General features: G+C 44.0%; 15 protein-coding genes and 1 pseudogene. All 16 read left to right on the top strand.

The window, feature by feature from the left end; genetic code table 11:
• Positions 1-990: flagellar biosynthesis GTPase FlhF (gene flhF / locus B7C60_RS09665; protein WP_245869129.1), on the top strand; the 990-nt coding region annotated here is incomplete at its 5' end.
• 13 nt (positions 991-1,003) lie between these two features.
• On the top strand, positions 1,004-1,891 hold the full coding sequence (locus tag B7C60_RS09660; RefSeq protein WP_161427355.1) for a MinD/ParA family protein: 888 nt from the start codon (positions 1,004-1,006) through the stop codon (positions 1,889-1,891).
• Positions 1,884-2,618, top strand: coding sequence for an RNA polymerase sigma factor FliA (locus B7C60_RS09655; protein ID WP_099611470.1), 735 nt, complete (start codon positions 1,884-1,886; stop codon positions 2,616-2,618). Before B7C60_RS09660 ends, B7C60_RS09655 begins: the two co-directional genes overlap by 8 nt.
• Before the next feature lie 45 nt (positions 2,619-2,663).
• Positions 2,664-3,032 (top strand): chemotaxis response regulator CheY, encoded by a 369-nt coding sequence (cheY, locus tag B7C60_RS09650; RefSeq protein ID WP_078925277.1) that lies wholly within the window; start codon positions 2,664-2,666, stop codon positions 3,030-3,032.
• A 131-nt stretch (positions 3,033-3,163) separates the two neighbouring features.
• Positions 3,164-3,883: a protein phosphatase CheZ gene (locus B7C60_RS09645; protein WP_099611469.1), complete on the top strand. Its 720-nt coding sequence runs from the start codon at positions 3,164-3,166 to the stop codon at positions 3,881-3,883.
• 9 nt (positions 3,884-3,892) lie between these two features.
• The gene (locus B7C60_RS09640) at positions 3,893-6,214 is read left to right on the top strand and encodes a chemotaxis protein CheA (RefSeq protein ID WP_099611468.1); all 2,322 of its coding nucleotides are present in this window, start codon (positions 3,893-3,895) and stop codon (positions 6,212-6,214) included.
• A 32-nt stretch (positions 6,215-6,246) separates the two neighbouring features.
• Positions 6,247-7,362, top strand: coding sequence for a protein-glutamate methylesterase/protein-glutamine glutaminase (locus B7C60_RS17095; RefSeq protein WP_172953240.1), 1,116 nt, complete (start codon positions 6,247-6,249; stop codon positions 7,360-7,362).
• Between the two features lie 9 nt (positions 7,363-7,371).
• Positions 7,372-8,148, top strand: coding sequence for a ParA family protein (locus tag B7C60_RS17090; RefSeq protein WP_170886641.1), 777 nt, complete (start codon positions 7,372-7,374; stop codon positions 8,146-8,148).
• Positions 8,141-8,500: pseudogene (locus tag B7C60_RS20070) on the top strand (chemotaxis protein CheW); the annotation flags it as partial. The gene B7C60_RS17090 and the pseudogene B7C60_RS20070, both read left to right, overlap by 8 nt.
• Positions 8,501-8,566: 66 nt before the next feature.
• Positions 8,567-9,136 (top strand): chemotaxis protein CheW, encoded by a 570-nt coding sequence (locus B7C60_RS20065; protein WP_425445507.1) that lies wholly within the window; start codon positions 8,567-8,569, stop codon positions 9,134-9,136.
• A 39-nt stretch (positions 9,137-9,175) separates the two neighbouring features.
• Positions 9,176-9,661, top strand: coding sequence for a chemotaxis protein CheW (locus B7C60_RS09625; protein WP_099611466.1), 486 nt, complete (start codon positions 9,176-9,178; stop codon positions 9,659-9,661).
• Positions 9,661-10,149 (top strand): DUF2802 domain-containing protein, encoded by a 489-nt coding sequence (locus tag B7C60_RS09620; RefSeq protein WP_099611465.1) that lies wholly within the window; start codon positions 9,661-9,663, stop codon positions 10,147-10,149. The genes B7C60_RS09625 and B7C60_RS09620 overlap by 1 nt, the downstream gene beginning before the upstream one ends.
• 264 nt (positions 10,150-10,413) lie before the next feature.
• On the top strand, positions 10,414-11,046 hold the full coding sequence (ccmA, locus tag B7C60_RS09615; RefSeq protein WP_099611464.1) for a cytochrome c biogenesis heme-transporting ATPase CcmA: 633 nt from the start codon (positions 10,414-10,416) through the stop codon (positions 11,044-11,046).
• Entirely contained in the window at positions 11,034-11,702 is a 669-nt protein-coding gene (ccmB, locus tag B7C60_RS09610; RefSeq protein ID WP_099611463.1) for a heme exporter protein CcmB, read from the top strand. The genes ccmA and ccmB overlap by 13 nt, the downstream gene beginning before the upstream one ends.
• A 75-nt stretch (positions 11,703-11,777) precedes the next feature.
• The gene (locus B7C60_RS09605; protein WP_099611462.1) at positions 11,778-12,527 is read left to right on the top strand and encodes a heme ABC transporter permease; all 750 of its coding nucleotides are present in this window, start codon (positions 11,778-11,780) and stop codon (positions 12,525-12,527) included.
• A partial coding sequence (ccmD, locus tag B7C60_RS09600; protein WP_245869203.1) for a heme exporter protein CcmD occupies positions 12,528-12,681 on the top strand: 154 nt, incomplete at its 3' end. It lies immediately after the preceding gene.

Here is a 12,681-nt window from a genome sequence, read left to right as displayed (position 1 = left end):
TCACGGCAACGTGCTCGATTAGACCCCACTCGCTATGAGCAGAATCAAAGTGAAGACATTGCTCTTACTCCGAATGAACTCGAGATCATGCGAGAAGAGATGAACTCCATTCGTCGATTGCTAGAACACCAAGTTTCAGGATTAATGTGGCAAGAAGTTGAGCGACGAGAGCCGTTGCGTGCCATGTTAATTAAACGCTTAGAGCGGATGGGGTTATCGCTGGATCTTGCTGATCAGTTGGCCTGCTATATTCCCGAAGATACACCACCTCCCAAAGCTTGGAAGGCCTTATTAGGCTTAGTTTCAGATCAAATCCCTGTGGTCAAAAAAGATATTTTAAAACGGGGGGGTGTGGTTGCATTGCTAGGGCCTACTGGCGTTGGAAAAACAACCACTGTAGCAAAACTGGCCGCTCGTGCTGCGATGGAATATGGCTCCGATAATGTGGCTTTGATTACCACAGACACTTATCGGATAGGGGCTCATGAGCAGTTATCGATTTATGGCCGAATCATGGGATGCCCAGTAAGAGTTGCTAAAGATTCCAAAGAGTTAGCCGATGTAATCTCTCAGTTACGTCATCGACGATTAATTCTCGTTGATACAGCTGGAATGGGGCAACGTGATGTACGCCTTTCCGAGCAGTTAGATACTTTGATGCAAGAAAGCGGCGAAATGATTCATAGCTATTTAGTGCTTCCCGCTACAGCTCAGCGCAAGGTTCTGCAAGAAACCATCGAGCACTTTAGAAGAATTCCTCTTTCTGGGTGCATTATGACTAAGCTTGATGAATGTTTGAGCTTAGGTGAATTTGTCAGTGTTGTCGTTCAAAACGCGTTGCCGGTTGCTTATATCGCTAATGGGCAGCGTGTTCCTGAAGACATCGTGATTGCTCAGCCTAAATATATGGTAGCAAAAGCCAATGAGTTACTTGAGCAGTCGACAGAAAATGAACCTCATTACTGGAATAGTGATTCAGAGAGATTCTAGGCGGCGGACAGATATGACGGATAATATGATATATGATCAAGCAAGTGGCTTACGCCGTTTAACTCAACCTTCAGTCACCAAAGTGATCGCTGTCACGGGTGGGAAAGGTGGAGTGGGTAAGTCAAACGTGACGCTTGGGATGGCCATCTGTATGGCGCGCCAAGGGAAAAAAGTCATGGTACTGGACGCCGATTTAGGTCTAGCAAATATCGATGTAATGCTGGGGATTCGTCCTAAAAAAAATCTAGGGCACGTTTTGGCTGGCGAATGTGAGCTGAAAGACTCCATTGTTGAAGGGCCTCATGGAATAAAAATTATTCCGGCGACATCTGGAACTCAGTCGATGACGGAGCTTTCCCATGCCCAACACATTGGTTTGATTCGTGCGTTTGGTTCTTTAGAAGATGAAATGGATATTCTGCTTGTTGATACGGCAGCCGGAATTTCTGATATGGTTGTTAGCTTCTCGCGTGCGGCACAAGATGTTGTTGTGGTAGTATGCGATGAGCCCACATCAATCACTGATGCATATGCGCTGATCAAACTTTTAAGCAGAGAACACCAAGTTCAGCGATTTAAAATTGTCGCCAACATGGTGAGAAGCTATCGTGAAGGAAGAGAATTGTTTGCTAAATTAACATTAGTTACCGAACGATTCTTAAATGTGAGCTTGGAACTGGTCGCATGTATCCCGTTAGATGATAATGTACGTCAGGCTGTAAAAAGGCAAAAAATCGTTGTCGACGCCTTTCCACGCTCACCGGCCTCATTGGCAATTAGCTCATTGGCCAATAAAGCCTTAACTTGGCCGATCCCTCGGACGCCAAGTGGTCATTTAGAGTTTTTTGTGGAACGGTTATTAAACCGAACAGAAATAGTAGGGGAACCTTTTGGTGAATAAAGCGCTTACTTATGATCAATATGGACATATGACGAGTCAGAAGCTTTTTCTGGACCAATATGCGGTATTGGTCAAGCGTATTGCTCATCACTTAATTGGCCGTTTACCGCCGAGTGTTTTGATTGAAGACTTAATCCAAGCTGGAATGGTTGGCTTGCTTGAGGCACAAAAAAACTATGATGGAAGTAAGGGAGCGAGTTTTGAAACCTATGCCGGCATTCGCATTCGTGGCGCTATGTTGGATGATATCCGACGTGGGGACTGGGTACCACGCTCTGTACATAAACATAATCGAGAAATTAACCAAGCGATTGCTATACTCGAAGGTGAGTTAGGCCGAAATCCAACAGATTCAGAAGTTGCTCGACATTTATCCATGTCTCTCGAACACTATCATAGTGCACTCAATGATATTAATGGTTCTCGAATTGTCGGCATTGAAGATCTCGGTGTGTCCGATGATGCTATTTCACCGTTAGAAGATGGTGAAGATAATTCTCCTTTTCAGGGCGTCGCTGACGAAGCTTTTCGTAAAGCATTGGTTACGTCAATAAAATCGCTTCCTGAACGTGAAGCTTTAGTACTTTCGCTCTATTATGATGAAGAGCTAAACTTGAAAGAAATCGGTGAAGTAATTGGCGTGAGCGAGTCCCGCGTGAGCCAAATACTGAGCCAATCCATGCAACGTCTGCGAACCAAGTTAAGTTCCTGGACACAAAACGACTAAATATCACTGACTTTGAACTCAGTGGAGGCAATTTTGAATAAAAACATGAAGATCCTTATTGTTGATGATTTTTCAACAATGCGCCGTATCGTTAAAAACCTACTTCGTGATTTGGGTTTCAATAACACGCAAGAAGCAGATGATGGGTTGACGGCGTTGCCTATGCTTAAAAAAGGTGGTTTTGATTTCGTCGTCACTGACTGGAATATGCCGGGTATGCAAGGTATAGATTTACTGAGGAATATTCGTGCGGATGAAGAACTGAAACACTTGCCAGTGTTAATGATTACCGCAGAAGCAAAACGTGAACAAATAATTGAAGCGGCACAGGCTGGAGTCAATGGTTATATCGTAAAACCATTTACGGCTGCTACATTGAAAGAGAAGCTAGAGAAAATCTTTGAGCGTTTATAACGCTAACTTTTATCAATGTAGCAATAGCTATGAAGGCTAACATTATGAATGCCAAACGAATAGACTGCATAAGTAGAAATTTGTTAGCGATAACGGTATTTGATTCATTACGCGAGCAAGGCTAAAACAGGATGATTTCATTAGAACAAGCAAAAGAACTCGTTCAACTGCTAGAGGCAGGGCAGCAAGGTAGCGCCAACCAACTGGTTAAACAGATTTATGAATCTGAAGGAAACCCTGTGCTGCAGGAAATCGGTGTATTAACTCGCGATCTACATGATGCCATGCGGGAGTTTCATGTCGATGAACGGATGAGTCAGATTGCGAATGATGAAATCCCTGATGCGCGTGATCGACTGCATTACGTGATTGATAAAACAGAAGTTGCAGCCAATAAAACCATGGATGCTGTTGAGCGCTGTATGCCGATGGCTGACAACCTTCATGAAAGCTTATTGGTGATTCGTCCTCAATGGAATCAACTGATGCAAGGTCGAATCGAACTGAGTGAGTTTAAAGCCCTTTGTCATCGTATCGACGATCTCCTGTCTCAAGTCGAAGGTGATAGCTGCGAACTACGTGGGCAACTTACCGAGATCTTAATGGCGCAAGACTTCCAAGATTTAACGGGGCAAATCATCCGACGCGTGATCACATTAGTGAACGAAGTCGAAGGTCGTTTAGTGGATATTTTGACCGTATTTGGCAAGAATCAATTACAACAACAATCAGAAAACGTTGAAAAAGCAATTTGCGAACCTGAAGGACCGATTTTAAACCCTCATGAGCGCATTGATGCAGTTTCATCTCAAGACGAAGTCGATGATTTACTGTCGAGTCTTGGATTTTAGGGGTAACGTATGAGCTACGATTTAGACGAAGATATTCTTCAAGACTTTTTGGTTGAAGCCGGTGAGATTTTAGAGCTGCTATCAGAGCAGTTAGTGGAATTAGAAAATAATCCACAAGATCGAGACCTTCTTAATGCTATTTTCCGAGGTTTTCATACGGTAAAAGGTGGTGCGGGTTTCTTAGCGTTAACCGAGTTAGTTGAAACCTGTCATGGCGCAGAAAATGTGTTTGACTACTTACGGAATGGGCAGAGAAGCGTCACTGCGAGTTTGATGGATACCATGCTGCGTGCCCTTGATACGGTCAATGAACAATTTCAAGCGGTACAAAATCGTGAACCAGTGCAACCCGCTGATCCTCAATTAATTGAAGAGTTACACGCGCTATGTAAACCAGAGTCTGAAGATGAGCCTTCTGCTGATCAACAAACGCCTCCTGCGGCTGAAATTGAAGCAGTAATCGATGAGCCTGTGGTTGAAACTCCTGCAAGTACAGAAAGTACGGCATCCACTGAACATACTACGAGCAGTGGTTCGATTGATGATATCAGTGAAGATGAGTTTGAAAAACTGCTCGACGAACTGCATGGTAAAGGGCGAGCTCCGGGTGCAGAAACGAATACAGCCTCTGCAAGCACTGAGCCAAGTCCTTCAGCACCGACTAGTAGTTCTTCAAACAGTGATTCTTCAAGTGGTGATATCACCGATGATGAATTTGAAAAACTGCTCGATGAGTTACACGGCCAAGGCAAGGGGCCTTCTGTGCATGAGACATCTGCTTCATCAACGCCAGATAAAACATCAACAAATCCAGCGGCAAGCTCCAGTTTTAGTTCCGATAGTGATTTGATGACAGATGAAGAGTTTGAACGCTTATTAGATGAGTTACACGGCTCAGGTAAAGGGCCTTCTATCGATGAACTTGAAATGGCGACAAAGCCTGCTAGCGCGATCAGCCAATCATCAACGAGCGTAAGTCAAACGACAGATAGCAAAACTGCAGCCCAACCACCTGTGGAAAAAACTGCAGCCCAAACGCCTGTGGAAAAAGCTGCTTCGTCGGCTGTGACTTCTCCTGTAAAAGCGACCCCTACTGCTGAAAAACGTGAAGTTACGACAGCGGCGAGTCCGGTGAAAAAACCACAACAACAGGTTGAGGCCACAGTTCGAGTTGATACATCCACGCTCGATACCATTATGAATATGGTTGGTGAACTGGTTTTAGTTCGAAACCGTTTATTGAGCTTGGGACTAAATAGTAATGATGAAGAAATGTCTAAAGCGGTTTCGAATTTAGATGTTGTCACGGCAGATCTACAGGGTGCGGTGATGAAAACTCGCATGCAACCGATTAAAAAAGTATTTGGTCGCTTTCCTCGTGTCGTCCGTGATTTAGCTCGAACACTTAAAAAAGATATCGTGTTGGAATTACGCGGTGAAGAAACCGATCTAGATAAAAACCTAGTTGAGGCATTGGCCGATCCTCTGATTCACTTGGTTCGTAATTCAGTCGATCATGGTATAGAAATGCCCGATGATCGAGTGGCATCTGGCAAACCGCGCACCGGTAAAGTCATTTTATCTGCTTCCCAAGAGGGGGATCATATTGAGCTTGCTATCGTCGATGATGGTGGGGGTATGGACCCCGATAAATTGAGAGCGATTGCCGTGAAACGTGGCATGATGGACGAAGATGCCGCTTCTCGCTTAACCAATAAAGAATGCTTTAACCTTATCTTTATGCCTGGCTTCTCAAGTAAAGAGAAAATTTCAGATATCTCAGGCCGTGGTGTTGGGATGGATGTGGTTAAAACGGCAATTAATACGTTAAATGGTTCGATTGATATAGATTCAGAACTGGGTAAAGGCACCAAAATTACCATCAAAGTTCCCCTCACGTTAGCAATTCTACCCACCTTAATGGTAGGTGTTGCTGGGCATCCTTTTGCTTTGCCTCTAGCGAGTGTGAATGAAATATTCCATCTTGATTTAAGTCGTACGAACGTGGTTGATGGCCAATTAACCATTATTGTTCGTGATAAATCAATTCCCCTTTTCTATTTGCAAAATTGGTTAGCCCCACAAGCTGGCATGGTTGAAGCCCGTAAAGGGCATGGGCATGTTGTTATCGTACAGATAGGTAATCAACGCGTCGGCTTTGTGGTGGATACTTTAATTGGGCAGGAAGAAGTCGTGATTAAACCTCTCGATAAACTGCTTCAGGGGACGCCAGGTATGGCCGGAGCGACGATTACCAGTGATGGGCATATTGCGCTGATATTGGATATATCTGATTTACTGAAAAAATACGCGGCAGCCTCGCGTTTTTAGTAGCGTTTCGCTACTTAATAATAAGGATAACTATGGCGATTAAAGTATTAGTTGTTGATGATTCAAGCTTCTTTCGACGTCGAGTTAGTGAGATCATCAATGCCGAATCGCGTTTAGAAGTCATTGATGTGGCAACAAATGGTCGTGAAGCTGTAGATAAAGCTTTGCGCTTAAAACCTGATGTCATCACGATGGACATTGAAATGCCCATTATGGATGGTATCACGGCTGTACGTGAGATTATGGCGAATAATCCCACCCCAATTTTGATGTTTTCCTCACTCACGCATGATGGAGCGAAAGCGACGTTAGATGCGTTAGATGCGGGGGCTCTCGATTTTCTCCCGAAAAAATTTGAAGATATTGCTCGTAATCGAGATGAAGCCGTCTCGCTACTTCAGCAAAAAGTGATGGATATTGCAGGCAAGAGAACGTTTATGCGTCGTAGCCTGCTTGCAAAATCGCCTGTGACATCAAGTTGTTCGACACGTCAGGTCTCGCCTTCGACCTCGAATTCGAGTGCTGCGAGTCGTCAGGCTGCGCCTGTTGCTCGTTTTAAAGCATCGGGGAAGAAATATCAGTTAACCGCGATCGGAACATCGACAGGGGGGCCGGTTGCATTACAAAAAATTCTGACTAAGTTACCAGCGAATTACCCGCATCCCATCGTACTCATTCAGCATATGCCAGCGACGTTTACCGCAGCCTTTGCCAGTCGCCTTAATTCATTGTGCAAAATTGAAGTCAAAGAAGCAGAAGATGGGGATATGTTACGTCCCGGTGTTGCCTATCTTGCGCCGGGTGGCAAACAGATGATGATCGATGGTCGCCCCGGGGCAGCACGCCTTCGTATTATTGATGGCGGTGAGAGAATGAATTATAAGCCTTGTGTTGATATCACTTTTGGCTCTGCCTCGAAAATATTTGGTGATAAAGTGCTATCTATGGTGCTGACTGGAATGGGGGCTGATGGACGAGAAGGCGCTCGCATGCTAAAAGCCGTTGGTGCCACGATTTGGGCGCAAGATGAAGAGAGTTGCGTAGTATATGGAATGCCTCAAGCGGTAGCGAAAGCTGGGATTTCATCGGAAGATCTTCCTCTCGAACGTATTGCTGAGCGGATGTTGGTTGAAGTCGGTCTGAATTAAGGAAGCATCATGATTGTTTGGAGCGTTGCGAACCAAAAAGGAGGCGTCGGTAAGACGACAACGACTATCACCCTCGCGGGCCTACTGAGTAAACAAGGCAAACGTGTGTTGTTGGTGGATACCGATCCCCATGCGTCGTTAACAACGTATCTAGGTTATGATTCTGATGCGATACCGGCGAGTTTATTTGATCTTTTTCAATTACGTGATTTTACCGAGCAAAGTGTTGAACCGCTGATTTTACAAACGGATATTGAAGGCATCGATCTTATCCCCGCTCATATGTCTTTAGCGACGCTGGATCGTGTTATGGGCAATCGCAGTGGTATGGGGCTTATTCTTAAACGCGCATTACTCGCTTTGCGTGCCAGTTATGATTACGTCTTAATTGATTGCCCTCCTATCCTCGGTGTGATGATGGTCAATGCTTTGGCTGCTAGTGATCGTATTTTAATACCAGTGCAAACCGAGTTTCTGGCAATGAAAGGGCTTGAACGCATGGTTCGTACTTTAGCTATTATGCAAAAGTCTCGTAGTCGTGAGTTTAAAGTGACCATTGTACCTACGATGTATGATAAACGGACTCGTGCTTCATTACAGACACTTAATCAATTAAAAAAAGACTATCCCGAGCAAGTTTGGACTTCAGCGGTACCAATTGATACAAAATTCAGAGATGCCAGCTTAAAACGCTTGCCCGTTTCCCACTTTGCAGAAGGCTGTCGTGGTGTCTTTGCCTATAAACAACTGCTGTTGTTTTTAGAGAGGCTAGCCATCAATGAGTAGCCCATTATTATCCAGTGAACAAGCTTTAGAAGATTACTTTACTGCGTTATTAGCAGAAGAGCTTGATGATCAGAGTTCTCAAGCAACATTGGATTCTCCGGTAATCCAACCATCACTTGAGCCTCAACCTGCTCCTGCGCTTAAAGTGGAAAGTGAGGTTGACTATGTTGATCAAACTTTAGTTGAATTTGAATTACCCAACTTAGAGGATGTAGAACGATTACTGAGTCAGTTAGAAACCAGTAATCCAGTGGATGAACTCGGTATTGACGATATTTTAGAGCAAAACACGCAGCAAATAGCTCAGTCGATTCCGCAGCCTCTCGTAACAGAAGAAATTCAAGAATGGGAAATCGAACCTTATCAACAAGAGGTTGCCCCCATTACAGTTGAGGTTGTTAAAGAAGCGCAACAACAGGTGCAACCTGAAGTGGCAGAAGCGGTCGCTAGCCACCATACTGAAGAAGTAGAGTCGCAAGCTGATGATACAGCACAAGCTGAAGTGTCACCCATTGGTCATTGGAACTGCCCAGTTCGTGAAGCGAATTTCCAAGTACTTTACTTTGAAGTTAATGGTGTCACTTTTGCTGTTCCGCTTGATGAGCTGGGTGGTATTCATCGCAAAGCGACACTGAATCATTTAATTGGTCGTCCACCATGGTATCTAGGGCTACAAACGAGTCGAGAGCATCAGTTAGATGTGGTTGATACGGCAAAATGGGTCATGGCTGAAAAGTTACACGATGATTCATATAAAGAAGGGTATCAATACATTGTTATGTTAGATGAAAGTATGTGGGGGCTTGCTTGTAGCAAACTATTAGGAACAGAATGGCTAAGTAGTGATAAAGTCCGTTGGCGGGAGCAGGTGGGCAAACGTCCTTGGCTTGCGGGAATGGTTAAAGAAAAAATGTGTGCGTTGATTCATGTTCAAGCATTAATCGCTATGCTTAATGCAGGGCTTGATGTCAAAGCACTCGATAAATAATTTATATATTTGTCGGTAACGACTTAGAGAGGAAACGGTATGTCTGAAGTAAAAGTGAGAAAAGAACACTCAAACGATGAAGTGCTTCAGTGGGTGACATTTCAATTGGAAGAAGAGACCTATGGCATTAATGTGATGCAAGTGCGTGAAGTTTTGCGTTACACCGAAATTGCCCCAGTTCCCGGATCACCAGATTATGTACTGGGTATTATCAACCTACGTGGAAACGTGGTTACCGTGATCGACACTCGTTCACGTTTTGGTCTGATGTCTGGTGAAATTACCGATAACACACGTATCATCGTTATTGAATCAGAGCGCCAAGTTATTGGTATCTTGGTCGATAGTGTTGCCGAAGTCGTTTACCTGCGTTCTTCTGAAATTGATACCACACCGAGTGTTGGCACTGATGAAAGTTCTAAATTTATTCAAGGTGTTAGCAATCGTGATGGCAAGCTACTGATTTTAGTTGATCTGAACAAGCTGTTGTCAGAAGAAGAATGGGATGAAATGGCTCATTTATAATGGGTGATTTTTTCGATTTAACGCCTCCTGTTTTAGCTGGAGGCGGGTTATTGGTAGCACTATTACTCATATTTTGCCTAGTGGCATTGCATCGAAAGCTGATTCGCCAAGCCGATTATTTTCGTCAGCAGGCTCGTAGCTTAGATAAATCGCTACAAAAATCGACCAAACAGCTGTTAGAAATACGTTCAGCCGCTATTGGGCTTGGGCAACGAGTGACAGAACAGCAAGAGATGATTGCTCATCTCAGTGAGCGCCTTAAGCAGTTAGAAAACGCGGATACTGATGCTCGCTTGTATAGTCGTGCTAGTAAAATGGCAAAGCTTGGTGCCGACATTAATGAGCTGATTGAGGAATGTGAATTGCCTAAGGCTGAAGCTGAGTTGATGCTTTCATTGCAAAAAAAGTTAACAGGCAAAGAGGCCGTCCCACCACTGACTAGTGATCCAGATAGAAAACCGCCTTATCCAACTGGAAAAAAACGCTAAAATAAGTTCCCTCTTTTGATTAAGGAAGTGTTAGAGCTTCCTTTTTTTATTTTTCGCTATTTAGAGAGAGTCGCATCGAGTTCTTTCTTTTTTTCGCCCTATCAGGTCTGTATACCCATATAAAACCAAAGGGTTAATTTACCTTTTCTTACCAAAAAATTAACAATTTCTTATTTGTTTTCGTGACCCAGAATACCCTTATTCTATTTTGTCTTTTTATGGCTGTGTTAATATGGTTGACCCAACATATTGATATAGAAGCTCATGCTGGAAGCAAAAAATCTCACGGCAATTCGAGATGATCGAGTGCTCTTTGAAGAATTGTCTTTTAACATTCAAGCGGGTGAGCTGGTTCAGGTTGAAGGTCGAAATGGTACGGGTAAAACTACGTTGCTGAGGATGATTACCGGGCTGGGTAACCTTGATGCTGGTCAGATACTCTGGAAGGGAGAGAATATCGCGCAAGACCGCGAAAGTTTTCACCGCGATCTCCTTTTTCTTGGCCATCAAACGGGGATTAAACGTGAATTGACTCCGTTAGAAAACCTGCGTTTTTATCAAAAGGTGAGCAACAGTACTTGCGAGGATCAGCCGTTGTATCAAGCCTTAGCCAAAGTTGGGCTGGTAGGGGTTGAAGAAGTGCCTGTTGCTCAGTTGTCTGCAGGACAGCAGCGTCGAGTTGCTTTGGCTCGTCTCTGGTTAAGTGAGCACTTACTGTGGGTTTTAGATGAGCCGTTAACTGCTATCGATAAACAGGGTGTTTGGGTTCTGGAACAACTTTTCTTACGTCATACAGAGGTTGGAGGCATGATTATGTTAACGACCCATCAGGACATGTTTACTGATAATGCGAAATTGAGAAAAATTAAACTGGGAGTGGAGTCATGTTCTCGTTGATGATCACAATTGTTCGTCGAGAGCTGCTGATTGCCTATCGTCGTCAGGCTGATATTGTTAATCCTCTGTGGTTTTTTATTATTGTGATAACGCTCTTTCCGCTCAGTATTGGCCCAGATCCGGTACTTTTATCTCGAATCTCTTCCGGTATTCTTTGGGTTGCTGCTCTGTTATCGGCACTACTGTCACTAGAGCGATTGTTACGTGACGATTTTCAAGATGGTGCATTAGAGCAAATGATGCTAATGCCAACGCCTCTTTCTGTCGTCGTCATAGCCAAAGTGTTCGCACACTGGTTATTAACCGGTGTTCCTCTTATTTTGATCAGCCCTCTGCTTGCTATATTGCTAGCGTTAGACTTCAATACCTGGTTGGCCGCGGTTTGTACACTGACCTTGGGCACGCCAACATTAAGTTTTGTGGGAGCCATTGGTGTTGCGTTAACCGTGGGGCTACAAAAAGGTGGTGTATTGCTCAGTTTATTGGTACTACCGCTGTATATTCCGATTTTAATTTTTGCCACATCAGCAATTGATGCTGCAGCCTTGGGTATACCATATGCTGGGCAATTGGCTATTTTAGGCGCGATGCTTATGGGGGCAATAACCTTAACGCCATTAGCCATCAGCGCGGCTTTACGAATTAGTGTGCATTAGTCGGTTTGATTCCGATTAAGTGAATAATAATCTGAACAAAAAGATTCGGTTACAGAAGCAAGAGTGAGACGAACAATGTGGAAATGGCTTCATCCTTATGCCAAGCCTGAAACGGTATATCAGTTATGCGGTAAGTTTCTGCCTTGGTTTACTACCTTAACGTTATTGTGTTTGGTGACAGGTATCGTCTGGGGGCTAGCTTTTGCGCCTTCTGATTATCAACAAGGTAATAGTTTTCGCATCATTTATATCCACGTTCCTTCTGCAATTTGGTCGATGGGAGCTTATCTAGCCATGGCGATGGCTGCTTTTATTGGTCTTGTTTGGCAAATTAGAGTTGCAGATATGGCGGCTTTAGCAATGGCTCCGATTGGGGCTGTATTGACGTTCATTGCTTTGGTTACTGGAGCCATTTGGGGCAAACCTATGTGGGGTGCTTGGTGGGTATGGGATGCGCGTTTGACATCAGAACTTATTTTGCTTTTCCTGTATTTAGGTGTCATTGCACTGTACCAAGCATTTGATGACCCCAAAATGGCGGCAAAAGCTGCGGGTATTCTTGCGATTGTCGGGGTGATCAACCTACCGATTATTCATTTCTCTGTTGAGTGGTGGAACACTTTGCATCAAGGTGCCTCAATCACGAAATTTGCTAAACCATCTATCTCATCAGACATGCTTTGGCCTTTATTGATTTGTATTGTCGGTTTTGCATTTTTCTTTGTCGCGGTCACTTTGATTCGTTTACGCAATGAGATCATTCAACGAGAAAGTCAACGTCCTTGGGTTATTGAGTTAGCCACACAATTACAGGGAGAGAAATAAATGTATTTTAATTCTTGGAGCGAGTTTTTTGCCATGGGAGGTTACGCTGAATATGTGTGGAGTGCGTTTGGTATTACTTTCTTTTCAATGGGTTTTTTGTGGGTGTTGAGTGTGCGAGCCGGGAGAGACCAACTTCAAGATGTGCAAAAGAAAA

Source organism: Vibrio fujianensis (assembly GCF_002749895.1).
Taxonomy (GTDB): Bacteria; Pseudomonadota; Gammaproteobacteria; order Enterobacterales; family Vibrionaceae; genus Vibrio; species Vibrio fujianensis.
Note: the sequence above shows the minus strand (reverse complement) of the source record. Positions and strands in the feature narration are given on the sequence as shown.